22 protein-coding genes and 4 pseudogenes are annotated in these 23,822 nt (G+C 72.6%); 14 read left to right on the top strand and 12 right to left on the bottom strand.

All coding sequences use genetic code 11. The annotated features are described in order from the left end of the window. Positions 1 to 18: 18 nt before the first annotated feature. Positions 19 to 975 carry a GlxA family transcriptional regulator gene (locus OG332_RS01420; protein WP_327411692.1) on the bottom strand — a complete coding sequence of 319 codons (957 nt, stop codon included), beginning with the start codon at positions 973 to 975 and terminating at the stop codon, positions 19 to 21. A gap of 110 nt (positions 976 to 1,085) precedes the next feature. Between OG332_RS01420 and OG332_RS01415 the strand changes: the two genes are divergently transcribed. The 4 genes and pseudogenes from OG332_RS01415 to OG332_RS01400 all read left to right on the top strand — a co-directional run bounded on the left by OG332_RS01415 (position 1,086) and on the right by OG332_RS01400 (position 7,497). After that, positions 1,086 to 2,018: an NADP-dependent oxidoreductase gene (locus OG332_RS01415; RefSeq protein WP_327411691.1), complete on the top strand. Its 933-nt coding sequence runs from the start codon at positions 1,086 to 1,088 to the stop codon at positions 2,016 to 2,018. A gap of 109 nt (positions 2,019 to 2,127) precedes the next feature. Next, a pseudogene (locus OG332_RS01410) lies at positions 2,128 to 2,615 on the top strand (polyphosphate kinase 2); the annotation flags it as partial. Positions 2,616 to 2,751: 136 nt separating this feature from the next. Next, positions 2,752 to 4,674, top strand: a complete 1,923-nt coding sequence (locus tag OG332_RS01405) for a VanW family protein (protein WP_327411690.1) — start codon at positions 2,752 to 2,754, stop codon at positions 4,672 to 4,674. Between the two features lie 183 nt (positions 4,675 to 4,857). Further along, positions 4,858 to 7,497, top strand: coding sequence for a SpoIIE family protein phosphatase (locus OG332_RS01400; RefSeq protein WP_327411689.1), 2,640 nt, complete (start codon positions 4,858 to 4,860; stop codon positions 7,495 to 7,497). Positions 7,498 to 7,564: 67 nt separating this feature from the next. Here the strand turns inward: OG332_RS01400 and OG332_RS01395 are convergent, their stop codons facing one another. The 3 genes and pseudogenes from OG332_RS01395 to OG332_RS01385 all read right to left on the bottom strand — a co-directional run. Then, positions 7,565 to 8,080: a GNAT family N-acetyltransferase gene (locus OG332_RS01395; RefSeq protein ID WP_327411688.1), complete on the bottom strand. Its 516-nt coding sequence runs from the start codon at positions 8,078 to 8,080 to the stop codon at positions 7,565 to 7,567. A gap of 49 nt (positions 8,081 to 8,129) precedes the next feature. Then, positions 8,130 to 8,681 carry a TetR/AcrR family transcriptional regulator gene (locus OG332_RS01390; RefSeq protein WP_327419069.1) on the bottom strand — a complete coding sequence of 184 codons (552 nt, stop codon included), beginning with the start codon at positions 8,679 to 8,681 and terminating at the stop codon, positions 8,130 to 8,132. A 122-nt stretch (positions 8,682 to 8,803) separates the two neighbouring features. Further along, positions 8,804 to 9,431 (bottom strand): annotated as a pseudogene (locus OG332_RS01385) (amidase); the annotation flags it as partial. Between the two features lie 380 nt (positions 9,432 to 9,811). Between OG332_RS01385 and OG332_RS01380 the strand changes: the two are divergent. The 6 genes and pseudogenes from OG332_RS01380 (at position 9,812) to OG332_RS01360 (ending at position 12,963) form a co-directional block, all read left to right on the top strand. Then, the gene (locus OG332_RS01380; RefSeq protein WP_327411687.1) at positions 9,812 to 9,955 is read left to right on the top strand and encodes a hypothetical protein; all 144 of its coding nucleotides are present in this window, start codon (positions 9,812 to 9,814) and stop codon (positions 9,953 to 9,955) included. A 50-nt stretch (positions 9,956 to 10,005) separates the two neighbouring features. After that, positions 10,006 to 10,317 (top strand): annotated as a pseudogene (locus OG332_RS01375) (MBL fold metallo-hydrolase); the annotation flags it as partial. A gap of 55 nt (positions 10,318 to 10,372) precedes the next feature. Beyond that, positions 10,373 to 10,831 (top strand): annotated as a pseudogene (locus OG332_RS47740) (hypothetical protein); the annotation flags it as partial. A gap of 241 nt (positions 10,832 to 11,072) precedes the next feature. Further along, entirely contained in the window at positions 11,073 to 11,525 is a 453-nt protein-coding gene (locus OG332_RS01370) for a hypothetical protein (RefSeq protein WP_327411686.1), read from the top strand. 147 nt (positions 11,526 to 11,672) lie between these two features. Continuing rightward, the gene (locus OG332_RS01365; RefSeq protein WP_327411685.1) at positions 11,673 to 12,176 is read left to right on the top strand and encodes a hypothetical protein; all 504 of its coding nucleotides are present in this window, start codon (positions 11,673 to 11,675) and stop codon (positions 12,174 to 12,176) included. A 436-nt stretch (positions 12,177 to 12,612) separates the two neighbouring features. Beyond that, positions 12,613 to 12,963: a hypothetical protein gene (locus tag OG332_RS01360; protein WP_327411684.1), complete on the top strand. Its 351-nt coding sequence runs from the start codon at positions 12,613 to 12,615 to the stop codon at positions 12,961 to 12,963. On the opposite strand, the gene OG332_RS01355 is transcribed toward OG332_RS01360, so the two are convergent. From OG332_RS01355 to OG332_RS01340, 4 genes are all read right to left on the bottom strand, one after another. Next, positions 12,953 to 13,414, bottom strand: coding sequence for a hypothetical protein (locus OG332_RS01355; RefSeq protein WP_327411683.1), 462 nt, complete (start codon positions 13,412 to 13,414; stop codon positions 12,953 to 12,955). The genes OG332_RS01360 and OG332_RS01355 overlap by 11 nt on opposite strands. 78 nt (positions 13,415 to 13,492) lie before the next feature. Next, a complete protein-coding gene (locus OG332_RS01350) occupies positions 13,493 to 13,984 on the bottom strand; it encodes a hypothetical protein (protein WP_327411682.1) in 492 nt (163 codons plus the stop codon). Positions 13,985 to 14,125: 141 nt separating this feature from the next. Further along, on the bottom strand, positions 14,126 to 14,401 hold the full coding sequence (locus OG332_RS01345; RefSeq protein ID WP_327411681.1) for a hypothetical protein: 276 nt from the start codon (positions 14,399 to 14,401) through the stop codon (positions 14,126 to 14,128). Between the two features lie 75 nt (positions 14,402 to 14,476). Beyond that, a complete protein-coding gene (locus OG332_RS01340; protein ID WP_327411680.1) occupies positions 14,477 to 15,862 on the bottom strand; it encodes a pyridoxal phosphate-dependent decarboxylase family protein in 1,386 nt (461 codons plus the stop codon). A 119-nt stretch (positions 15,863 to 15,981) separates the two neighbouring features. Here OG332_RS01340 and OG332_RS01335 point away from each other — a divergent pair, with 119 nt between their 5' ends. Both OG332_RS01335 and OG332_RS01330 read left to right on the top strand, forming a co-directional pair. Continuing rightward, complete coding sequence (locus tag OG332_RS01335) at positions 15,982 to 16,515, top strand: GNAT family N-acetyltransferase (protein ID WP_327411679.1); 534 nt, start codon at positions 15,982 to 15,984, stop codon at positions 16,513 to 16,515. A 28-nt stretch (positions 16,516 to 16,543) separates the two neighbouring features. Further along, positions 16,544 to 17,116 (top strand): GNAT family N-acetyltransferase, encoded by a 573-nt coding sequence (locus OG332_RS01330; protein ID WP_327411678.1) that lies wholly within the window; start codon positions 16,544 to 16,546, stop codon positions 17,114 to 17,116. 29 nt (positions 17,117 to 17,145) lie between these two features. Here OG332_RS01330 and OG332_RS01325 read toward each other — a convergent pair whose 3' ends face one another. The 4 genes from OG332_RS01325 to OG332_RS01310 all read right to left on the bottom strand — a co-directional run bounded on the left by OG332_RS01325 (position 17,146) and on the right by OG332_RS01310 (position 22,195). Next, a complete protein-coding gene (locus OG332_RS01325) occupies positions 17,146 to 17,676 on the bottom strand; it encodes an EF-hand domain-containing protein (RefSeq protein ID WP_327411677.1) in 531 nt (176 codons plus the stop codon). A gap of 416 nt (positions 17,677 to 18,092) precedes the next feature. Then, positions 18,093 to 18,866: a PIG-L deacetylase family protein gene (locus OG332_RS01320; protein WP_327411676.1), complete on the bottom strand. Its 774-nt coding sequence runs from the start codon at positions 18,864 to 18,866 to the stop codon at positions 18,093 to 18,095. 80 nt (positions 18,867 to 18,946) lie between these two features. Next, positions 18,947 to 19,390 carry a glycosyltransferase gene (locus tag OG332_RS01315; protein WP_327411675.1) on the bottom strand — a complete coding sequence of 148 codons (444 nt, stop codon included), beginning with the start codon at positions 19,388 to 19,390 and terminating at the stop codon, positions 18,947 to 18,949. A gap of 78 nt (positions 19,391 to 19,468) precedes the next feature. Next, the gene (locus OG332_RS01310; RefSeq protein WP_442816323.1) at positions 19,469 to 22,195 is read right to left on the bottom strand and encodes a glycoside hydrolase family 2 protein; all 2,727 of its coding nucleotides are present in this window, start codon (positions 22,193 to 22,195) and stop codon (positions 19,469 to 19,471) included. 157 nt (positions 22,196 to 22,352) lie between these two features. Between OG332_RS01310 and OG332_RS01305 the strand changes: the two genes are divergently transcribed. Together OG332_RS01305 and OG332_RS01300 are read left to right on the top strand one after the other, a co-directional pair. Continuing rightward, positions 22,353 to 23,102 carry a class I SAM-dependent methyltransferase gene (locus OG332_RS01305; protein ID WP_327419068.1) on the top strand — a complete coding sequence of 250 codons (750 nt, stop codon included), beginning with the start codon at positions 22,353 to 22,355 and terminating at the stop codon, positions 23,100 to 23,102. 20 nt (positions 23,103 to 23,122) lie between these two features. Continuing rightward, on the top strand, positions 23,123 to 23,785 hold the full coding sequence (locus OG332_RS01300; RefSeq protein WP_327411673.1) for a nucleoside/nucleotide kinase family protein: 663 nt from the start codon (positions 23,123 to 23,125) through the stop codon (positions 23,783 to 23,785). The last annotated feature ends 37 nt before the right edge of the window (positions 23,786 to 23,822 follow it).

Here is a 23,822-nt window from a genome sequence, read left to right as displayed (position 1 = left end):
GACTTGGCGCCCCTTCCCTCAGTCGACGCGGAAGGCCTGCCGGTAGGCCGTGGGGGAGACCCCGATCGTCTGGGCCAGGTGCTGGCGCAGGGACGCCGCCGTTCCGAAGCCGGCGTGGGAGGCGACGTGATCGACCGACAGGTCGGTGGTCTCCAGCAGCCGGCGCGCGTGCTCGACCCGTTGCCGGGCGAGCCACTGGCCGGGTGGCATGCCCACCTCCTCGCCGAATCGCCGGCAGAACGTCCGTACGCTCATCCCGGCGTGGCCCGCGAGCTCGGCCAGGGTGAGCGGACGGTGCAGCTGCCGCAGGGCCCACTCCCGGGTGGCGGCCGTCGTGGCGGCCGCCGGCTCCGGCAGCGGGCGGTCGATGTACTGGGCCTGGCCGCCCTCCCGCCAGGGCGGTACGACGCAGAGCCGGGCCACCCTGTTGGCGATCTCGCTGCCGTGATCGCGGCGCACCAGGTGCAGGCACAGGTCGACCCCGGCGGCGACTCCCGCCGCGGTGAGGATCCGGCCGTTGTCCACGAAGAGGACGTTCGCGTCCACCTGCACCTGCGGGAAGGCCTGTTGGAAGTTTCCGGCCTCGTTCCAGTGCGTGGTGGCCGCGTGCCCGTCGAGGAGGCCGGCCGAGGCCAGCACGTAGGAGGCGGTGCAGATGGAGACGATGCGGGCGTCGGCCGGCAAGTGGCCGAGGGCCTCGGCCAGTTCGTCGGGCAGCCAGTCCCGGTCGTCCTCCGTGCCGCACGTGAACGGGGGGATGACCAGGGTGTCCGCGGTCCGCAGCACCTCGCTCCCGTGGGCCACGGTGATGGCGAAGTCGGCGCTGGTGGTGACCGGGCCGCCGTCCAGGCCGCAGGTGACGACCTCGTAGAGCGGTTCGCCGTCGAATCCGGCCGCAGTACCGAAGATGCGTACGGGGATGCTGAGTTCGAAGGGATAGACGCCTTCGAGGGCCAGGACGACGACACGATGCATGGCAAGATCCATACACATCATGGCAATCTTGCCACTCGTTGGGGTCCGGGGCATCGCAGAACCTTGAACCAAGAGGGCCGCAGGGGCCCGGCGAAGACGGGGGGAGCACGATGCGTGCGATCGGTCAGGACGAGTTCGGCGGGCCCGAGGTGCTCCGGGTGGTCGAGGCGGAGCGCCCGGTGCCCGGGCCGGCCGAGGTGCTGGTACGGGTGCATGCGGCGGGCGTCAACCCGACCGACTCCTGGCACCGCGCCTCCGGAGGTCTGGCCGGCGCCGTGATCCGGCTCGGCTGGGACGTCTCGGGCGTGGTGGAGGCGGTCGGCTTGGGGGTGACCACCCTCGCGCCGGGCGACGAGGTGTTCGGCATGCCACGTCACCCGCTGCCCGCCGGTACCTACGCCGAGTACGTCACCTCCCCGGCCCGGCACCTGGTCCGCAAGCCCGCCGCACTGACCCACGAGCAGGCCGCCGCGCTGCCGTTGGCCGGACTGACCGCCTGGCAGGCCCTGGTGGACACCGCCGGCGTCCGCCCGGGACAGCGCGTACTGATCCATGCGGCGGCGGGCGGGGTCGGCCATCTCGCCGTGCAGATCGCCAAGGCGCGCGGCGCCCACGTCATCGGCACCGCCCGCTCCGCCAAGCACGACTTCCTGCGCTCGCTCGGCGCCGACGAGCTCGTCGACTACACCGAAGCCGAGTTCGAGACGGCCGTGGAGCCGGTGGACGTGGTCGTCGACGCGATCGGCGGCGCCTACGGGCCACGTTCCCTGCGCGCCCTGCGCCCCGGTGGCATCCTGGTCGCGCTCGCCTCACCGGCCGAGGCTCGACTGGCGGACATCGCAAGGCCGCTCGGACTGCGCGCCGCCTTCATGGCCGTCGAAGCCGACCAAGCGGGCATGCGCGAGATCGCCGCACTGGCCGAAGCCGGGATGCTGCGCCCCGAACTCGATACCGTCCTCCCGCTCGCGGACGCGGCCAAGGCCCACGAACTCGCCGACAGCCGGCGCACGACCGGCAAGATCGTCCTCTCCGTCATCGCCTGACCGGCCCGGGAGTGGTCGAGCACCAGCTCGTGCCGCTTGCGTATCCCGTCGCTCACGGACGGCGACACCGGCGCACGTGGGGGCGACCTTGATCCACGCGCCGCGCGACGGGCAAGGGGGCGCGATCAAGCGGGTCGCCGAGCACCTCAATCCCCGTGCGACGCGCATTGCGGCCCTTCCGGAGCCGACGGATCGGGAACGCGGCCAGTGGTACTTCCGGCGCAGCGTGGAGCACCTGCCGACCGGCCGGCGAGATCGTGCTTCCGCCGCCGTACGCAGGACCCGCTGCGGCGCTGGAAGCTCTCCCCGATGGGCCTGGAGTCCCTCACGCGCTGGGAGGCGTACTCCCGGGCCAAGGACGAGTTGCTCGTCCACACCGACACGGCGGACGCCCCGTGGTGCGTGGTCGAGAGCGACGACAGGCGCAGCGCGAGGCTCAACATGATCGCCCACCTGCTGTCCTGGGTCCCCTGCGAGTCCGTGGCCCTGCCCTCGCTCGTCCTGCCGCCCCGGCCCGCGTCGACGGGGTACGAGCGTCCGCCCAAGGACCTGCAGGCCGCCGTACCCGATCGCGCGGCCACGCTGAGCAGGGCCTGACCCGCATCGTGAGAACTATTACATTCACCCCAGAATCACCCATTCGGCATGGATCATTGCTTCTCGGAACTGTCGTCTATGGGTCGTTTGTGGGGCCCGCGCCACCTGCTTGACCGGTCGGCGCCGTGGGAGAGACATGGGACGCGTGGGCAACTGGACCGGCAACCGACGGATCGCCCTGCCGCTGGCGGGCGGCGCCGTCGTACTGGGACTCGGGGGCGGCCTCTACGTCACCGGGCTCGTGGCCGGCAGCGACATCGACCAGGGCACGCGCGTCCTGGGAGTGGACATCGGCGGAATGAGCCGGGGGCAGGCGCGGCAGACGCTGACCCGGGAGCTCGGGCCCGCCGCCGCGGCCCCGGTCGCGATGAAGATCGGCGACCACGTGGAGAAGGCCGCCCCCGCCACGCTCGGGCTCTCGCTCGACACCACCGCGACCGTGGACCACACCGTCCGGACGGGCTACGGACCGGCCACCGTCATCGGCCGGCTCTTCGCCTCCGCTGACCGTGAGGTCGAGCCGGTGATCCGGATGAACGAGCAGACCGCCCGGGCCGCGGTCGACCGCATCGGCGCGGCCACCGGTCAGCAGGCCCGCGACGGGTCGATCACCTTCGAGAAGGGCGCGGCGAAGGCCGTCGCCCCTCAGCAGGGCGTCACCCTCATCCAGGACCGGGCCCTCGCCACCCTCCGCGAGGCCTACCTGCGGCCCGCCGCAGCCCCCGTCGTGATGCCCGTCGAGCGCACCCAGCCCCACATCGGGGCCGAGGAGACCGGACGGGCCATGCGGCAGTTCGCGCAGCCCGCGATGTCCGGGCCCGTCAACCTCACCGTCGCCGGGCAGCGCCTGTCCATAGGCCCCGGCGTCCTCGGCGAGCACCTCAAGATGCGCCCCGACGCCCAGGGCCGGCTCGTACCGGCCCTCGACTCCAAGGGCCTGCTCGCCGACCCTGCCGTGGCCCGCCCGATCGGGGCGGTCACCGAGGACCCGCGCGACGCCGTGCCCCGTCTCGACGCGGACGGGAGCGTGGTCATCGGGGAGCCGGGCCGCGAGGGCCGGCAGGTCACCGAGGCGGCGCTCGGCAAGGCCGTGCTGCCCCTGCTGACCCGCTCGGGCGCGGCCCGGAGCGGCGAGGTCGCCACCGTGGCCGTCCAGCCGGACCTCACCAGCGAAGAGGCACGGCGGCTCGGCATCGAGGAGAAGGTCTCCTCCTTCACCGTCGAGTTCCCGGCCGCCCCGTACCGCACCACCAACATCGGCCGTGCCGTCGAGCTCATCAACGGCTCCGTCGTCATGCCGGGGGAGGAGTGGAGCTTCAACCGCACGGTCGGCGAGCGCACCCCGGAGAACGGCTTCGTCGACGGCATCATGATCAATGACGGCCAGTACGTGAAATCGCCCGGCGGAGGCGTCTCGGCGGTCGCCACCACCATGTACAACGCGGCGTTCTTCGCCGGCGTCAAGCCCGTGGAGCACGGCGCCCACTCCTTCTACATCGAGCGCTACCCCGAGGGGCGGGAGGCCACCGTCGCCTGGGGCACCCTCGACCTGCGCTGGATCAACGACTCGGGCCACCCCCTCTACATCCAGGCCAGGTCCACCGACACCTCGCTGACCATCAGCCTCCTCGGCACGAAGAAGTACGACGAGATACGTGCGACCAAGGGTCCGCGCACGAACATCACCCCGCCCGCCAAGCGCACGGGCAGCGGGCCGACGTGCGAGGTCCAGACCCCGCTCGAGGGCTTCGACGTGGCCGTCGGCCGCGTCTTCGTTCAGGGCGGGAAGGAGGTCAAGCACGAGGAGTTCAAGACCCACTACACGCCGCGCGACGAGGTGACCTGCACGCCGGAGGCCTCGCCCACCCCGCAAGCCCCGCAGGCCCCGGGCACCCAGCCGGCCGAGCAGGCCCCGGAGACCCGGCAGGCCCCGCAGGCCCCGGAGACCCGGCAGGCCCCGCAGACCGCACGCGCAGCACAGGCCCCGCAGGCCACGCCGGCCCCGTCCGCCACGGCCACGGGCGGCCCCCTGGCCCTCGGCGACACGGCGTCGCACTGACCGTCCGTTCAGGACGGGGCGTGACAGATCCGGAGCGCGCCGTGCGCGATGGGAGCCATGCAGGCCCGGAAGTGCTACAACTGGGTGCGTGACCATTCCTTGCCACCCGTGCCGGGCACGTCGGTGCGGTCACCGCTAGGCAACAGAGCCAGGAGCGTCGCCGGACAGGTATTCGTCCTCCAGGTGGCGATCGTGGTGTTGCTCGCCGCCGGGGCGCTGCTGGCCCTCGTACTCCAGTCGCGCCACGACATCGACCGTGAGGCACGCAACCGCTCGGTGTCCGTGGCCGAGACCTTCGCCCACTCCCTGGGCCTGGAGGACACGCTGAAGACGCGGGACCCGTCCGCCGTCCTGCAGCCCCTCGCCGAGGAGACCCGCAAGGCCGCCGGCGTGGACTTCATCGTCGTGATGGACACCAACGGCATCCGGTACACCCACCCCCAGCCCGACCGCATCGGGAAACGGTTCGTCGGCACGATCAAGCCCTCCCTCGCCGGGAACGTCCTCACCGAGAGCGTGCAGGGCCCCCTGGGCAAGGAGATCCAGGCCGTCGTACCGGTCAAGGACCCCGACGGCAAGGTCGTCGCCCTGGTCTCGGCCGGACTGACCGTGAAGAACGTGAGCGGCGTCGTCGACCGTCAGCTCCCCGTCATCCTCCTGGCCATCGCCACCGGCCTGGCCCTGGCGACCGGCGGCACGGCCCTGATCAGCAGACGGCTGCGCCGCCAGACCCACGGGCTCGGCACGCAGGAGATGACCCGCATGTACGAGCACCACGACGCGGTGCTCCACGCGGTCCGCGAGGGGGTGCTGATCACCGACGGTGAAGGACGGTTGCTGCTGGCGAACGACGAGGCCAAACGACTGCTCGGGCTGCCGGAGGACGCCGACGGACGCCACATCGCGGACGTACCGGGCCTGGACCGCCGGATGGCGGACCTGCTGCTCTCGGGCCGGACGGCCACCGACGAGGTGCTGGAGAGCGGGGACCGGCTGCTCGTGGTCAACCAGCGGCCCACCCACCCCCGCGGCCGGCCGGAGGGCAGCGCGGTCACCATCCGCGACTCCACGGAGATGAGGGTCCTGACCGCCCGGGCCGAGACGGCCCGCAGGCGCCTCAAGCTGCTCTACGATGCGGGCGGCGAGGTCGGTACCAGCCTCGACGTGGTGCGGACGGCCGAGGAGCTCGCCGCCGTCGCCGTCCCCCGGTTCGCGGACTTCGTCACGGTCGACCTGGCGGACCAGGTGCTCGAGGGTGACGAACCCGCCCCGGGCGCCGACATGAGGCGCACCGCGGTCAGCGGCATCCGGTCCGACCATCCCCTCTACCCCGTCGGCCGGCTGATCGACTTCCTGCCGTCCACGCCCCAGGCGCGGGGCTACGGCACCGGCCGGGCGGAGCTGGTCACCGACCTGTCCGACGCCCCGGGCTGGCAGGCCCAGGACCCGCCCCGCGCCCAGGCCATCGTCGAGTACGGGATCCACTCGCTGATCGCGGCCCCGCTCATGGCCCGCGGTGTCGTACTCGGGGTGGTCAACTTCTGGCGGTCGCAGAAGAAGGAGCCCTTCGACGAGGACGAGCTGTCGCTGGCCGAGGAACTCGTCGCCCGCGCCGCCGTCAGCATGGACAACGCCCGCCGCTACACCCGCGAGCACGCCCTCGCCGTCACGCTCCAGCGCAGCCTGCTGCCGCGGGCCCTGCCCGAGCAGAGCGCCATGGACGTGGCGCACTTCTACCTGCCCGCACAGTCGGGAGTGGGCGGCGACTGGTTCGACGTGATCCCGCTCCCGGGCAGCCGGGTCGCGCTGGTCGTCGGAGACGTCGTCGGGCACGGCCTCCACGCTGCCGCCACCATGGGGCGGCTGCGCACGGCGGTGCACAACTTCTCCTCCCTCGACCTGCCGCCCGACGAGATCCTCGCCCGCCTCGACGACCTCGTACAGCGCATCGACCACGACCGTGACGGGGACGGCGCCGACACGAACGGTGGCGGCGGCATCATGGGCGCGACCTGCCTGTACGCGATCTACGACCCGGTGTCCCAGCTCTGCACGATGGCGCGGGCGGGGCACCTGCCGCCCCTGGTGGTCGCTCCCGACGGCACGACGGAGATCGTCGAACTGCCGGCCGGACCTCCTCTGGGGCTCGGCGGCATGCCGTTCGAGACCGCGGAACTGTTCCTGGCGGAAGGCAGCCAGCTCGTCCTCTACACGGACGGGCTGGTCGAGGAGCGGACCCGGGACATCGGCGAGGGTCTGGAACTGCTGCGCGCGGCCCTGAGCCATCCCGACCGGGACCCGCAGGACAGCTGCCGGGCCGTACTGGAAATGCTGCTGCCGGCCCGTCCCACCGACGACGTGGCCCTGCTGATCGCGCGGACGCGGACCCTCGGCCCGGACCGGGTCGCGCAGTGGGACGTGCCGTTCGAGCCGAGCGCGGTCGGCGCCATGCGCAGCGTCGCCGCGAAGAAGCTCGACGAGTGGGGCCTGTCGGAACTCGGCTTCGCCACGGAACTGATCCTCAGCGAACTGATCACCAACGCCTTGCGGCACGGCAGCGGCCCGGTCCGCGTCCGGCTGCTCCACGACCACACCCTGACGTGCGAGGTGTGGGACGGCAGCAGCACCGCCCCCCACCTGCGGTACGCCGCCACCACGGACGAAGGAGGGCGCGGACTGTTCCTGGTCGCGCAGCTCAGCGAACACTGGGGCACGCGGTACACACCCGAGGGCAAGGTCATCTGGGCGGAACTGCTCCTCCCCGGCACACCCGGCGGCGCCGAACCGGCCCTCGCCGCCTTCCTGGACGTGGACCCCCTGTGACGGGCCGGGCCGGGCCCGGCCTGCGGCTGCGCCGGCCGCCGAGGCCGGGAGGCAGAGCCGTGCGGACTCAGAGCACGCGCTGGTAGCGGAGCTCGGAGAGTGCGATCTCGTCGTAGACGTCGTCCTGAGTTGCGCCGTCGGCCCGGTAGCCGGCCCGTTCGTAGAAGCGCCGGGCCTGCTGGTTGTCCCGGAGGACCCACAGGACCGACTCCGCGAAGCCCTGGTCCTGCATACGGGCGTGCGCCTCGCTGAGGAGCCTCCGGCCGATGCCCCGGCCGATCAGATCCGGTGACACGTACAGGGCGTACACCTCACCCACCCGCCTCACGCCCGGCAGCCGGCCGCGACACGGTCCGAAGCAGACCCACCCCACCGGGCCGCGGTCGCCGACCGCCACGAGGTCTCTCGACTCCCTGCGCGGCTGAGAGAACCACTGCCGCCGCCGGCCCGCGTCGTCCTCGACCGTCATCGCGTCCAGGTACGTCCGGGGAACGATGCCGGCGTACGCCGCCTGCCAACCCCGGACGCGGATCGTCGAGACGGCCTCGATGTCGGCCCTGTCCATCTCCCGCACGTGCACCATCGCGCCACCGTAAGGCCACGGCCACCTCGGAACGAACCGCATTGCCCCGCTAGGGACCGGTCGCGCCGAGAGCCGCCGTCACGAGGTTCAGCGCGTAGGCGGTGTCGAGGCCTTGGGGGCGGAAGAGGAGGCGGTACATCAGGGGGGCGACGACGTGGTCGATGACCGTTTCGACGTCGGGTGTCCGCTCCCCGCGTTCGGCCGCGCGGGTGAGGATGACGCCGATCTGTTCGGCGGCATAGGCGGAACACCGGCCGGCGTTGCTGCCGTCCGGGTCGCCGAGCAGGGCGTCGCGGATGTAGGCGCGGCCGGCGGGGGAGGACATCTCGTCGAGGAACTGCTCGGCCCAGGTCGTCAGGTCGGCCGACAGGGCGCCGTGGTCCTGGGGTGCGGTCTCGGGCCTCAGGCGCTCGACCGCGACGTCCGACAACAGCTCCTGCAGGTCCCCCCAGCGACGGTAGACCGTCGACGGGGTCACGCCCGCACGCTGGGCGATCAGCGGGACCGTCAGGGCGTCCCGGCCCATCTCCGCGGTGAGTTCGCGCACCGCGGTGTGCACCGCTGTCTGGACCCGGGCGCTGCGCCCGCCCGGGCGCACCATCTGCCTGCTCACGCCGTCACCTTAACGCAAAATCATTGCTTCTAGTGAGCCGGACGACCGCCTCCCGGGCGCCCGTGGCCGTGGGCGGGGCAGGTCTGCTCGTACGCATGGCCGACGCGGAAGGGGCCGACGTGGTCGAGCGACCGCGACAGGGACGTGATGCCGTGGCGGGGAACGAGGTCGTAGGCCGGCTTGAGGCCGACGACGCCGTTGAGCGCGGTGGGCACCCGGATCGACCCGCCGGTGTCGGTGCCCAGGGCGAAGGTCGCGGAGCCCGAGGCCGTGGCGACGGCGGACCCGCCGCTCGACCCGCCGGCGACCCGGTCGAGGTCCCAGACGTTGTGCGTCTGTGGTGTGGCCGGGCCGTACGCGAACTCGTGGGTGTGCGTCTTGCCGAGCAGGACCGCGCCGGCTGTCGCCAGGCGTGCTGCGACCGTGCTGTCGGTCTGCGCACGGTGGCCGGCGCGGACCCGGGAGCTGGCGGACGTCGGTGTGCGGGCCCCGTCGATCAGGCCTTTCAGGCCCATCGGGACGCCGTGCAGCGGACCGCGGTAGCGGCCGGTCGCGATGTCGTGTGCGGCCTCGCGCGCAGCTTTGCGGGCGTGCTCGGCGGCGACGCAGACGTACGCCTGCAGGTGTGGCTCGACCCGTTCGATGCGCTCGAGTTCGGATTCCACCAGCTCGACGGGGGACAGCTGCCGGGTGCGGACCGCGTCGGCGGCTGCAGTCGGGGAGCTCATGCGGCTGCATCGTGGTTCTCCGGTTCCGGTTCCGCACGGTAGGCGGGCGCGACGACGGAGTGGATGTGCTGGGCGACGACGGCGACCGCGGCGTGGCGGTCGGCGCATCTAAAGCTAATGGTTTGCTTTAGGTGACTGCGTGGCTCTACGGTGACTTAAAGCGAACTGATTGCGTTTAGCGCCGAGGGGCCTGCCCCATGCCCGCCGTCACACCACGATCACCTGCGCCGTCGCCCTACCGAGCCGTCCGCGGGAACGCGGGCCATCGCACGGCGGCCTTCGCCCTGAGCGCCTCGATCCTGGCCGCCCTCCTCGCCGCATCCAGCGCACCCACCCCGCTCTGCTCCTCCTACCAGACCGCCTGGGGGCCTGTCCGCGCTGACCATCACCGTGGTCTTCAGCACCTACTCCCTGGCGCTGCGCTGGCCCTGCTACGCCGTCGCCGCCCTGCTCACCGTCGCAGCCCTGGGGGCACTCGCCGCGGCACGCCGCAGCCGCGGGGGAGCCCACGGCGTCCCCGACGACCCTCCGTAACAGACCGAACGACCGAACGTCCGTCACGAGACCGAGGAAAACGAACCGACATGAGCACTCCGCCGGCCACCCGGCCGACCACCCAGCCGGCCACTCGGCCGCCCACCATCCCCGCGTGGACCGTGGGCGACGTCACCGTCCACCGCATCGACGAGACGCTCCTGCCGCCCGCCACCGGACCGTGGCTGCTGCCGGACGCCACCCCCGCTGTCGTCGCCGGGCAGGACTGGCTGCGCCCCCACTTCGCCGACGAGGAGGGCATCCTCCACCTCGACAGCCACAGCTTCGCGTTCACCGTCGACGGGCTGCGCGTCCTGGTGGACACCGGCATCGGCAACGGCAAGGAGCGGGCCAACCCCGCCACCTGTAGATCACAGCGAACACGTCTGGATTCCCCTTCCAAGCAGGTCAGTTGTCGTGGCCACCCTAGAAGGCACCCACCGGGCACGTTCCGGCCGGGGATCCTTTCGGGCCCGAGGTGCGGGCGTGGCGCCGGACCACCGGACCGGGTCGCCCCGCCGCGGAAATCCCGTGCTCCGCACCCGTCGTGCTCGCTACCATCGCGCGGTGCACCTCGAACCCCGCCCCTGGTCCCCGTATCCGAAGATCCCCGCCAACCGCCGGTTGGGAGAGGTCCGCGGACGGAACTGGGTCGCCCACGAGAAGATCCACGGCGCCAACTTCGCCGTCGTGTGCGATGAGGAGGGCGTGCATCCGGCCAAGCGGCGCGAGCTGCTCGCGGACGCCGGACTGGACGAGTTCTTCGGCGTCGGCCGGATCTGGCCCGCCCTCGCGGTCGCGGCGACCCGCTGCGCCCGGGCCCTGCGGGCGGAGTGCGGGGCCGCGGCCTCGGCGGTCGTGACCCTCTACGGCGAACTCGCGGGCGGCCGCTACCCCCACCCCGACGTCCCGCCGGCCCGGGGCGCGGAGCCCGTACAGACCGGCGTCTGGTACGCGCCCGACCTGCTACTGGCTGCCCTTCGACGCGACCGTCGCCGACGGGGACGGCCTGCGCTGGGTCGCCGACCGGACGCTGCGCGCGGCGGCGGACGCGGCCGGCCTGGTCTGCGTCCCGCTGCTGGCCGAAGGCCCGGTCGCCCGGCTCCAGGAACTGCCGGTGGTCTTCCCCACCCGGCTGCCCGGCCTGCTGGGCCTGCCCGCCCTGCCGGACAACCTGGCGGAAGGCCTGGTCGTCAAGCCCGCCGGGGAAACCCGGGAACCCGGCCGGCCCATGGCCAAGTTCAAGCAGCCCGCCTTCGCCGAGGACGAGCGCTTCGACGGCTCGCGCCCCTACCAGGCACCCGCCGAAGGCGCGGCCGGTGTCCCCGGCTGGCTGCTCGTGCACGGCACCGGCCTGCTCACCCCGGCCCGGGCCGCGTCGGCCGTGAGCAAGCTGGGGCCCCGTACCCCGCCGGGAGACCTGGCCGCCGAGATAGCCCGTGACGCCACCGAGGAGGTCGCGGAGGCCCTGGGCGGTCTGGACGAGGCGACGCAGCGCGCGTTGGAGGACTCCCTGCACGCCGGAGCCCTGTCCCTGGTCCGCTTCGACGCGGCCGACCGCCGCGTCTGAGGCGCATGTCCGACGACCGCGTCCGACCGCCACGTCCGACGACCGCGTCCGACGCGCGACACCGCAAGGGGTGACGGTGCTGACCGGGGTGCCCTGCCCGGACGGGGCAGGGGCGGCGGGCGCCACGGCGCTGTGCATACTGCTGGCATGAAGTCCCCGCCCGCCCAGCGCATCCACCTGATGATCACCTTCGTCCTGGTGACGTGCGGTGCGGTCGCGGGAGCCTGCGCCGGCCTGCTCCTGTCCGGCCGGCTGATGGCCCTGGTCTGCGCGAGCGCGGCCGGCCTGGGCGCGGGTGCGGGCTCGTTCCTCTCCCGCCGCCAGGTCTTCGCCTTCCTCAGGCCCGAGCGTGAGGACGCCGTGCCGGCCGACGGCTACGCGGAGGGCCTCGCCGACGCGACCCTCGTGTGCATCGCGACGTACCAGGCCGCCGTCTTCCCCCTCACCGCCGACGGGGTGACCGAAGCCGAGCGCACGGCCCGCCGCACGATGGCCTACCGGATCGCCGCTTACGAGGGCCTGCCGCACCCCGTGCAGACCTCGGCGGCCGCCGCCCGCGAAGCCATCGACGAGGGCCTGGACGCCAAGCGCGCGGAGACCGCGATGAAGGCGCTGTCCCTCACCGTCTACGACAACCGCCGCGGCCGCTGACCGCTTCGGCGCCGCGGAAGACGGGGGCGGTGACCGGACGGGCCCAACCAGGCGTCCGGTCCCGCCGACTGGGGGAGGAGCCGAGGGCCCGGGGAGTGATGGACTTCCCCGGACCCTCGTGCCGCTGATGCCGCGGGGGACGCGGGTGTGTATCTGCGACAGATAGAGAAACGATTCACCGTGGCCGCGGTTACGCGCCGGACCGGGAGGAATCCGCCGGACCGGTCCGAGGCGGCCCCGGGTGGCCCCCGGGCGCCCCGCGGCCGTGGTCACCGGCGCACCCTGCCCGCCCCGGCCGGGTCCCCCTTGCGGGTGTGTCCCACCCGCCATCCGCCGCCGCGTTCATCCGGTCGGCCGAGCAGCGCAAGCCCCCCGGGCCCCGCAGGGCCACGCTGTGTGCAAGGACCGCCACCACCGCACAGACGAGGACCGCACCATGTCCCACAGGCGACGTATCAGCATCCTCGCGGGGGCCGCAGCACTCCTGCTGACCGCCACCGCCTGCTCGGGCCTGGGTCGGAGCACCGTCGGCATGCTCACCTTCCGCGGTCACGACTCGCCGGTCGAGCTGAGCTACTCCAACACCCTGGTCACGGGCTGCCACAGGATCGCCATCCCCAGGGGTGCCACCCACGTCGAGAACAACACCCTCGTCGACATCGTGCTGTACCGCACGGAGAACTGCAGGAAGACCGACCGGGCCGACGGCATCTACGTGGCCACCACCCTCTCGAACGTGACGGCCCCCGAAAGCCTGCCCTGGCGCAGCTTCAGCGTCATCCACTGAGGGCGAGAGCCGCGGCGAAGGCCGAGAAGGAGGGCGCCACGGTCCGCCATGCGCACCGTGGGGGATCCGACCAGAAGTCGCTGCCCACGACGCGGGGATCGGACGCGTCGGTGCGGTAGTCGAGAGCGAGGGCCACATCGTCGCCGGGTATCCGGTTCACGGCGATCAAGAGCGCCTGCTCGACGTCCAGCCAGGGCAGTTCGACCGGTGTCTCCCTGCGGCTTCCCCGTGCCTCGCGGAAGAAGGCGTACGTCGGATCGCCGGCGAAGAAGTCCAGCGAGCCGGACTCCGACTCGATCTGCCCCGTGGTCGTCAGGAAGTCGAGCGGGGACTCGAACCAGGGGATGAGTCTGCGCAGTTCGGCATCACCCGGATGGTGGAACCTTCCCGTGGCCGGCAGGGAGGAGAGCTGTGCGGGCAGGGCCAGTCCGCGGATCGTCGAGAGCTCCATGGCGGACAGCGTGCCAGAACGGGGAGGCGGGGCGGCCGGGAGGCGCATGCGGCTCCCGGCCGCCCCCGTGCAGGCCGGTCAGTCCCGGATGGACACGATCTTCCTGGTCGCCAGGTCGGCCTGGACGAAGACCTGGGTCGTGTCGCCGCCGCCCCACGTCAGAGTGACGGTGGCGTTGGTCTTGCCCATCCCGCTGCCGGTGGAGGCGACCTCCCACTGCAGGGGCACGTTCTGAGCGCGGAGCACGCCGTCCGCGTGGTTCGTCTCCTCCCACTTCCTCAGCTCCGCCCGGAGGGGCTCCGAGAGGAAGAAGGTGCGCAACCGGTCCGCGGTCTGCCCGTCCCCGTCGTAGACCGCGTCGATGTAGGAGCCGTAGAAGTCGGCGATGCGGGTGAAAGCCGCCTCGGGGCTGCCCGAGACGGACGGCAACGCCGCGGCCGCCGGGACCTGCTTCGGCGTGGATCCGTCGGCGGAGGCGGAGGCGGAGGCGGTGGTGACGAAGGCGAGGGTGAGTACGGCGGTGGCCGCGAGGGTGAGGGAGGCGGTTCGCTTGGCTGAGGGCTTGGACATCGGCTGAGCCTTTCCCCGTGCTGAGTGGCTGAACGGACCGACGCGCCCCCGAACCCGTCCGGTTCTCGGAATGTGAGGAATGGCCGAAAAGTCATGCTGACGGGCACATCGGGCATGCGGCATGGGCCCCGCGCGTACGCGTTACGCGCTGTCCGCGGTGTTCCAGGGATCCCCACGGTCGTCCGTGCACTCCGTGCCGGTCCTGTCGGCCACGGGGGCCGTGCCGGCCGCAGCCGCAGGGGCTGTGGCCGAGACCTGCGCCACGCACTCCTGCGCGGCGGCCTCCTTGCACGCGCCTTCCGAGCCGTAGAAGAGCATGGAGAACGACCCGGCCAGCAGGCCGAGGCCGGACACGCAGCCGAGGGCGATGGTCAGGCCCACGATCAGGCCGCGACGCGGGGAACGTACCGGAATCACGGTGTGGCGCCTCTCTCTGTTCGACCGCAGAGGGGGGTCGGGCCGGGCCGGAGTTCCGGCACGGCGGCGTCCGGATCAGCCGCCGGGCGGCCGGGGGACGGCGGCGGACGCGCACCGGATCGCGTCGAGGGCCCGCCTCACGTCGTCGTCGGTCGTCGACCAGTTGCTCACCGAGATCCGCATGACGCGCCGGCCGTGCCAAGTCGAGCCGCTGATCCACGCCGTGCCGTCTTCGAGCAGCCGGGCGAGTACCCGGTCCGTGCGCGCGTCGCCGCCGAACTCGGCGCAGACCTGCGTGAACACCACGTCGTTGAGGACCGTCGCGCCGTCGATCGCGGCGATGCCGGCGGCGAACTCGGACGCGTGGCGGCACAGCCGGTCGACGAGGTCGGCCACCCCCGAGCGGCCGAGGGACCTGAGCGCGGCCCACACGGTGAACGCCCTGCCCCGCCGGGAGAGTTCGGGGACCTTGTCGATGGGGTCGCCGTGTTCGTGCTGGATGAGGTAGTCCCCTTGCAGTCCCATCGCGGCCCGCAGCGCGAGCGGGTCGCGCGCGATGGCGAGTCCGCAGTCGTAGGGGACGTTCAGGGTCTTGTGGGCGTCCGTCGCCCAGGAGTCGGCGTCCGCGCAACCGGCCGTCAGGTGTGCATGGCGCGGGGAGGCGGCCGCCCACAGCCCGAAGGCGCCGTCGACGTGCACCCACGCCCCCGCCTCGCGCGCGGCGCGGATCGTTTCGGCGAAGGCGTCGAAGGCGCCGGAATGGATCTCTCCGGCCTGGAGGACCACGATCGTCGGGCTCCGGCCGCCCTCCGCCAGGGTGTGCCGCAGGGCCTCCGGCCCGATGCGCCCCTGGCCGTCCGCCTTCACCAGCTCGGGCCGGCCCAGCCCCAGGTAGCGAAGTGCCAGGTCCACGGCCATGTGACGGTCCTCGCCGGCGATGACGCGTACGGGCGGCCCGCCCGCGAGCCCGTCGCGGGCGACGTTCCAGCCGGCGCCCCGCAGCACCGCGTCCCGCCCTGCGGCGAGGCAGGTGAAGTTCGCCATCGTGGCACCCGTGGTGAAGCCGACCGCGCTGTCACCCGGCAGGCCGAGCAGGCCGAGCAGCCACGCACCGGCGATCTCCTCCGCCGCGGTGTACGCGGGTGAGACGGCGCGCATCACGCAGTTCTGGTCCCAGGCGCTGACCAGCCAGTCCGCGGCCAGTGCGGCCGGTTCGGTGCCGCCGACCACGAACCCGTAGAAACGGCCGCTGGGGAACGCGGTCAGCCCCGGCTCACAGGCCGTGGCCAGCAGATCGACGACGTCGGCGGGGGCGCTGGGACCCTCGGGCAGCTCGGCTCCGAGCGCGCGCACGATCTCGTCGACCGAAGCGCGTGCGGGAACCCGGCGGTCGGACAGGCTCGCCAGCCAGCGGACGGCATGGTCATGTGCTCGTCGGAGCGCCGCCTCGCGCGCGTCCATACCTCGGACTATGGGACAGGCGCCGGCGTCCCGCAAGCCGCGCGAGGTTCCGGATGATCACCACCACACTGCCGGCCGCGGCCTGGCCGGGTGAGGGCCGAGGACGCGATCATGGCCGGATGACCGATCACGCCTCTTTGCCTCATCCGACCGCGGTGCGCCTCGCGCGCTACACGAACACCGAGCAGCGCGAGATCCTGGGCGGCGGCCCGGACCCGTTCGGCGTGGCGGACGCCGGCCTCACGTGGCTTGCGAAGGAGCACCATTTCGGTGTCCGGCAGGGAGACCGTCTCGTGGCCCATGCCGGTCTGCTGAGACTGCCCCTGTCGATCGGCGGCGTGGACACCGAGGTGATGGGCGTCGGCGGGGTGGCCGTCGCACCCGACGTACGGGGGCGCGGACTGGCCCGGGTGGTCCTGTCGGCCGCTCTGGACCACGCCCGGACCACGGGACTCCAGCACGCCCTGCTCTTCTGCCGGCCGCCCCTCGTCCCCCTCTACCGACGGCTCGGCTGGTGCACGCTCGAGCAGGACGTCCACGTCGAACAGCCGGGTGGGACCGTGACGATGCCGCTGCGGACCATGACGACCCCCCTGCGGGCCGATGCGCACTGGCCCGACGGCCCTGTGCACCTGCGCTCGCTTCCCATGTGAGCTCCGTGCGCCGTGTCATGGTGGTGTCATGACCATCGAGGTACGCCCGGCTTCGGACTTCGGGGACGTCCGCGCCCTGCTCGGCCCGAAGTCGCCCGGGGCCAACGTCTGCTGGTGCCTGAGCTACCGGATCCCGTCCAAGCTCGACAACGAGCTGCGCGGACCGGCCCGCGGTGAGTACGTCGCCCGGATGTGCGGTGAGCAACCCCCTCCGGGAGTCATCGCCTACGACGGCGACGAGCCCGTCGGCTGGGCCGCGGTGGCGCCGCGCTCGGACACCTCCTTCGCGCGCAGCCGTAAGATCCCACAGGTCGACGACCTGCCCGTCTGGGCACTGTGGTGCATCCGGGTCCGCCCGGGCCACCGGAAGCAGGGCATCTCGCACGCCCTCATCGCCGGCGCGGTCGAGTTCGCCCGCGCCCACGGCGCACCGGCCGTCGAGGCGTACCCCCTCGACAACGGTGACGCCAAGGTCGACATGACGATGGCGTACGCCGGGATCCGGAAGAACTTCGAACGCGCCGGGTTCACCCACGCCGCCGACACGACCTCGGTGCTGGCCGGCCATCCCCGCGTCCTGATGCGGCTCGACCTGCGCTGACCGCCTGCCGCCGAGCGGCGGGCGAAGGGTCAGCTCGGCCGGTACAGCAGCGCACCCAGGCCGTGGCGGTGAGCCGCGCCGCTGAAGTCGTTCCAGCTGATGGCACCGTCGCCGTTCGAGTCGATCAGTTCGAACGAGGCCTCCGCCGTCCCGGCCGGCACGCCCTTGAGCCCCCGCCAGACCACGAACTCATGGCGGCCCATCAGCCCGTCCCCGTCCCGGTCGGCCACGTTGAACTGCGCGTGCAGCGCGGCCATCACCTCCGGTGACCCCGAGGGCCGGCCGGCGTCCGAGGCAGGAAGGGAGCCGACCCACTCCCGGTACTCCTCCCGAGTGATCCGCCCGTCGCGATCGCGGTCGACGAGCGCGGCCTGCTGCTCCCACAGCGCGAGGTTCGCCTCGATCAGGGCGCGCCCCTTGGGCGAGCTCGGCCCCATGCCGTACGACTGGAGCACCTGATCGGCACTCGCCCGGTAGTCGTCCGCGGCGAGCACTCCGTCACCGTTCGTGTCCAGCCGATCGAAGATCAGATCGGCCACTGTCACCCTGTCGGTACCCATGCCGTGAGCCTAGGCCGAGCCCCTCCGCGCACCGGCGGATTGCCGCGCCCGGGGGCGTGTCATGCTAGAGTCAGCCCACCACCGCCAGGGCGGTGCGGGACGAGGAGGTCGGCGTACGGCGCGATCGACGATCCGCCCCGGGCGACGACGCCGTGCTCCTCGTGCGAGGCGAGGAGGTCGTCGTCGGACAGGCCGGCGAGGACCGTCTCCCCCGTCCCGGCCGCCGGGTTCCGCCGCGTGCGCAGCTGGGCACCGGCCCTCTTCTGCTCGCCGCCGCGCAGCGGGTCGCCGCCCTCCCGTGCCAGGCCACAGCCTGTTGGCGCCGTCGCGGCCGTGCAGGTACGGCTGGCTGCGCCGCGCCCACTGGATGCCGCGATCCACCTGCACGGGCGAGGGCCGCGAGCCGTGGCGTCGAATCAGGCGGTCAGCCCACCCGAGCCACTCGGGCCGCTCGGTGTGGGGCGGACGGCCAGGCGGGTGTACCACTCCGTCGCGAGGATGCGCCCGCGGGCATCGGCGGGAAGGCGGGAGAGGATACCGGGCAGGGAGCGACGGCGTTCCGTCTGGCTCCGGTGCGCGGCGATGGCGGCCCACTTCCGCTCCAGCCACGGACGTACGTCGATCGTCGCGCTGACCCGCTCCTCCGGGACGCTGCGCACGCTCTTCCCGACGTCGCCCAGCCGCGCACCCAGCTCGCCGACGCCCGAGTGCGGATGGGTGGCCAGGCAGAGGGCGGCGGGCTGCCAGGGTTCCCCCGCCTCGGGATAGAGGTGTTCCAGCCCGGCGGCGTGCACGGCCAGCAGGGTGACACGGTGGGTGTGGACGTGATCGGGGTGTCCGGTCAGCTGACCGTAGTCGTCGTGGGTGACGACGACGTCGGGCTGGAACTCGCGTACGTGGCGTACGAGCCGTGCCACTGCCTCGTCGAGCGGTGCGTCCACGAACCGCGGCCGTCCCGGCGCCGATTCGGGGACGCGGGCATCGGCGTACTCCAGCAGCCTCGGCTCGCCGGCTCCCAGGATGCGTAGGGCGTCGGCGAGTTCGGCGGCGCGGTGGCTGCCCGGCGTCCAGGTCGCGGTGACGACGGCCGTACGCGCGCCCGAGGCGGCGTGTCGGGCGAGAACGCCGCCCGCGAGCAGGGACTCGTCATCAGGGTGGGCGAAGACGCCGAGCAGGCTCGGTAGGGACATGGTTCCTCCAGGCGGAAGCGTGGCCACGTGGGGTCAGCTGGACGGCGGATTCCGGTACGCCCAGTACGCCGCGCCCAGGATCACAGCAGGTGAAGGTACCGGGCCACCTGGAGCGCCCCTTCCGAGCGCACCGGCGCGTATCCTCCCGCGTCGAGCGCGCACTGGACGGCCGAGCCGATCTCGACTGAATCCACAGTGGGAAATCTTCTGCCCGCCGGATTCCGCGTTTTCCACGCCGCGAGTCCGACAGGCTGCACCCGGCCCATCCGGTCGGCGACGATGGAGTGCACGGCCTGGTCGACGTCGTTCGGAATGCACACAGCCGGTGTTCCGCAGGACATGACACTGGCGATGGTGCCGATCCCGCCGTGACAGACGACGATGCTCGCCCGTCGGGAAAGGGAGACCGTGTTGAACTTGTCGATCTGAATGACTTTCGGGCCGGGTTTCGCCACCGCCAGCAACCGCACGGCCTCCTGCGCGTCCGGCGACCAGGTCCGCGCGTCCCCCACCAGATCACTCACACACCGTCAACGAGCCTGAACTCAAAGCGTTTCGGATCAATACCCCGCAACGAGGCTGAACGAACCATTCAACTGCCTCTACTCCAGGCGGTGTTGGGTGGCCCGGACCGTGGCCGTCGGCGTGTTCCAGCCGGAGATCCGCAGCTGTGGCGCGGAGCCGCGCAGGTCCGCGGTCCGGTAGGTGGCCGTCAGCGTCGCCGACTCACCCGGCCACAGGCTGACCTGGTTGTCGCTCCACCGGACCGGCAGCACCGGAGCTCCCTGCGCTCCCACGAGGTGGACGTCGGTGAGCAGGGCCGGCGTGGTGGTGCCCGTGCCGGTGTGGCGTACGGTCACCGTCGTCGTGGACGTCCCCGTGCCGTCCTCCGTCGTCGAGGCGGCCGCCGTGACCGACGCCTGTTTCATCGAGTTCAGCCCCCGCAGGTCGGCGTAGGAAGTGGTCGGCGTGTAATACCAGTCGCTGCTCTCGTAGTCGAGGACGTCCGCCCGGGTGGAGAGCCAGTAGACGTTCCGGCTCACCTCGCGCCCGGCGCCGTCGGTCAGCAGCAGCCGGGCCAGGTAGGTGTTGGACAGGCCGGGCACCGACTCCGGGACCGTGAGCGCGGTGCTGCTCGCGCCGCCGCCCGCGACGCTCAAGCCGGTCACCGTCCGGTCGTACCGCTGCGTGCCGTCCGGGTCGAAGAGCGTCACCCGCGCCGTCAGGCCGGAGGCCGCGGCGTTCCGGGTGTTGACGACCGATACCGAGCGGTCGTCGTACCCGTACTGGACGTGCAGCGGTTCGTTCGCCTTCTTCGCACCGAAGTAGGCGCCCCCCTGGTCGAGGAAGCGGTCCACCAGCTGCCACTGCAGGGAGGTCCAGCCGCTGTTGAACATCCAGTAGATGACCCCGGTCGACGGCTCGGAGGCGTCCTTGGCGTTGCGCGCGTAGGCCTCGAACTGTGCGCGCACGCTCTCGTACTGGGCGAGCTGCGCCTTGCGGACGTAGTCGTCGAGGCCGGTCGGGGAGCCGTAGCGGCCGGCCAGCGCGGCGTCGTACAGCCTCAGGGTGGAGAAGGTGCGCGAGGGGGAGCGGTGGTACTGGGCGGCGGACGGGTCCTTCCAGAGGGTCTCCAGCTCGGCCGGCGACATCATGCGGCGCAGCGTGTCGAGGGTCGGGACGTCCGGGCCGGCGCTGGTCTCGGAGTTGAAGCCGGTGGCACCGCCCTCCCGCTTCTCGTACCAGTAACCGGGCGGCACCCAGTCGTACGGGCCCGTCATCTTCATTCCGGAGCGCCCGGTGATCGGGGCGGAGGTGTCGGAGGCCGCCGGGACCACCGGGGCCGTCCAGTCGGCGGCCCGCAGCGCGTCGACGTAGCCCCGCTCGATCTCCTCGTTCGGGGCGAAGTCACTGCCGATCAGGAAGGAGATCACGCTGGGGTGGTGGCGGAGCCGGGCCGCTTCGGCGGCCATGGAGGCCCGGGCGACGGGGTAGTCGGGATCGTCCCATTCCTCCCCGGCCTCGGTTCCGTTGACCTCGCCCTCCCACTTGCTGCAGCATTCCCAGCCGGGCAGCGTCAGGATCCCGTAGCGGTCGGCGAGGTCGAAGAACTCGTCGGGCTCGATGTGCCCTTCCAGGCGGAGGGTGTTCAGGCCCAGGTCGAGGGCGTACTTCAGCCGGTCCTCGACGTAGGTGCGGTCCCAGCGGAGGAACTCGTCGGGGGACCAGCCGGCCCCCTTGATCAGCAACGGGCGGCCGTTGATCCGGTACTGCCGGTCGCCGTCGGCGTTCAGCGGCGCCTGCACGTCGCGGATGCCGAAGGACTGGTGCGCGGTGTCGGAGGGTGCGCCGTTCACCGTCGCGGTCAGGTCGAGGCCGTACAGGGGCTGTTCGCCCATCGTGGCGGGCCACCACACGCGGGGCGCGGTCAGGCGGAGCGCGGGGTGGTCGGCCGGGGCGAAGACCACCGTCTTCGTTTCGTTCGGGGCCAGGGTGACGTTGCGGCTGACGGCGACCGGAGCCTCGGTGCCGGAGACCGTGCCGGACAGCGTGGCGGTGACGGTGGCGGCCGAGTCGTTGCGCACCTGGGCCTTGACGGTCAGGTCGGCGGAGCCCATCGAGGGCATGGCCAGGGCCGTCACCACGTGTGCGTCCCGCAGGGCGACCGGCCCGCCGCGGCGCACCGTGACGTCACGGACGATGCCCATGTTCTCGTCGGGTGGCGGCTGGAGCCAGTCGAGCCAGCTGATGGTGAGCTGCTTTCGCGGATCGTTGGGCTGGATCCGGAAGGCGACCGTATTGGTGCCCTCCTTGATCAGGCCGGTCACGTCGAACTCGTGCCGGGTGTACGCGCCGGCCACGTCGGCCGCGGTGGCGACCCGGTGACCGTTGACGAAGACGTCGGCGGCGGAGATTACCCCGCTGAAGTCCAGGTAGGTGCGGGCTGCCGTGTCGGTGACGGTGAAGTCGGAGCGGTACCACCAGGGCACGTCGAAGTCGGCGGCCGCAATGCGCTGCTGCTGGGTGGAGTAGAAGGGGTCGGGGTACGCGCCGGCGGCGAGCAGCGCCGCGAGGACGGTGGAGCGTGCGCCGGCCGGATACCAGCCGGTCGCCGGGTAGCCGGGGCTGGAGACGGCGGCCGCGGAGTCGGTGACCTCCTTCGTCGACCGGATGGCGTACCCGGCCAGGGCTGTCGTGCTGCCCGGGGCCGAGTCGACCGCGGTGACCGCGGTGACCCGCGGACGCGTTCCTGCCCCGGGTGCCGGCGCGGCAGCGGCAGCGGTCTGCGGAACGCGAAGGGGAAGGTGAACGGGCGTCGGAGCCGCCAGGGACGGGCCTGCGGCGAGGGTGAGGACCAGACCGAGGCCGGCGAGGCCGAGGCGGTGGAACACGGGGCCTCCCGCGGGCCGGGGGAGAGGGGACCTGGTGGGACTCCCCTGGGGTATACCGGGATTCGGCTCGGCGTGCGCGGACGCCACGCCAGCTGTGGTCCGACTGCGCCGCCGAGCCCTCACCTACGACGCGACGACCCTGGCCCGGCTGCGTCTGCTGGGAGCGGGCCCCGGCTGGAACTGCCTGGACGTGGGTGCGGGAACCGGCACGGTGGCGCGCGGCCTGCTGGACGAAGCGGGCGTCGCCGCGGTCCTCGCGGTGGACCGCGACGTACGGTTCCTCGCGGCGCACCCCGTGCCGGGACTGACGGTGCTGCAGGCGGACGTCACCGCCGACGACTTCGCCCCGGGCCTCTTCCACCTGGTCCACGCCCGGTTCGTCCTCATGCACCTGCCGTCCCCGCAGCACATGGTCGCCAAGCTGAGCGGGCTGCTCGCACCCGGCGGCGTACTGGTCGTCAGCGATGCGGTCGACCTGACCACCGGGTCGGCGCCCGTCACGCCGTACACCCGGGCCATGCGGGCCATGTGGCAGGGGCTGCACGACAGCATCGGTACCGACGTGTCACGGGTACCCGGCCATCTCGATCTGCTGCGCGAGGCCGGGCTGGAATCCGTGGCGGCCGAGGTCCACGTACCACCGCTCCTGCCGGGCAGCGCGATCAGCAGGTTCTGGGCCGAGACCTGGGAGCGGGCACGGGAAGCCATGGTGGGAACGGGCCTCGTCGACGACGGAGGGATCGACGAAGCCGTGCGCTACCTGGATTCCCCCCGGTGCACCGGCCTGTCACCGGGCATGCTCACGGCCTGGGGGTGGAAGGGCGGGGCCCCCACGGCTGCGTGATCCTCGGGCAGGATGTGCAGATGCAGGTGCAGACGACCACGGAGCTGGTACGGAGAGCGGCCGGACTGGCCGGGCCGGCCGGGCCGACGGGAGGGGCCGGGCCGGCCGCCCCGGGCGGCCGGCGGATCCTGGGCATCGCCGGGCCACCGGGAGCCGGTAAGTCGACGCTGGCCGCCCGGCTCGCCGAGGCGCTCGGCCCGGAGACGGCCGTGGTGGTCCCGATGGACGGGTTCCACCTCGCCCAGGCCGAGTTGAACCGGGTGGGACTCGCCGACCGCAAGGGTGCCCCGGACACCTTCGACGTGGCCGGGTACGTCTCCCTGCTGCACCGCCTGCGCGCGTCCGACCGGGCCACGGTGTACGCACCCGCCTTCGACCGCTCCCTGGAGGAGCCGATCGCGGGCAGCATCCCCGTGGCCCCGGCCGTACCGCTGGTGATCACCGAGGGGAACTACCTGCTCCTCGACGAAGGGGAGTGGGCGGCGGTACGGCCGCTGCTGGACGAGGCCTGGTACCTCGCCCCGGACGAGGACCTGCGCGTCCGGCGCCTGGTCGACCGGCACGTACGCCACGGCAAGGAGCCGGCGTACGCGCGCGAGTGGGTGGACCGCTCGGACGAGGCGAACGCCCGCCTCATCGCCCCGGGCCGACACCGCGCCGACCTCGTCCTCGACGCGGGCTGACGACGACGAACACGAACACGCACGGCTCGGCTCGGCA

It is taken from the genome of Streptomyces sp. NBC_01233 (genome assembly GCF_035989305.1).
Taxonomy (GTDB): Bacteria; Actinomycetota; Actinomycetes; order Streptomycetales; family Streptomycetaceae; genus Streptomyces.
The sequence above is the reverse complement of the archived record's forward strand: the minus strand, read 5'-3'. Positions and strand labels throughout refer to the sequence as shown.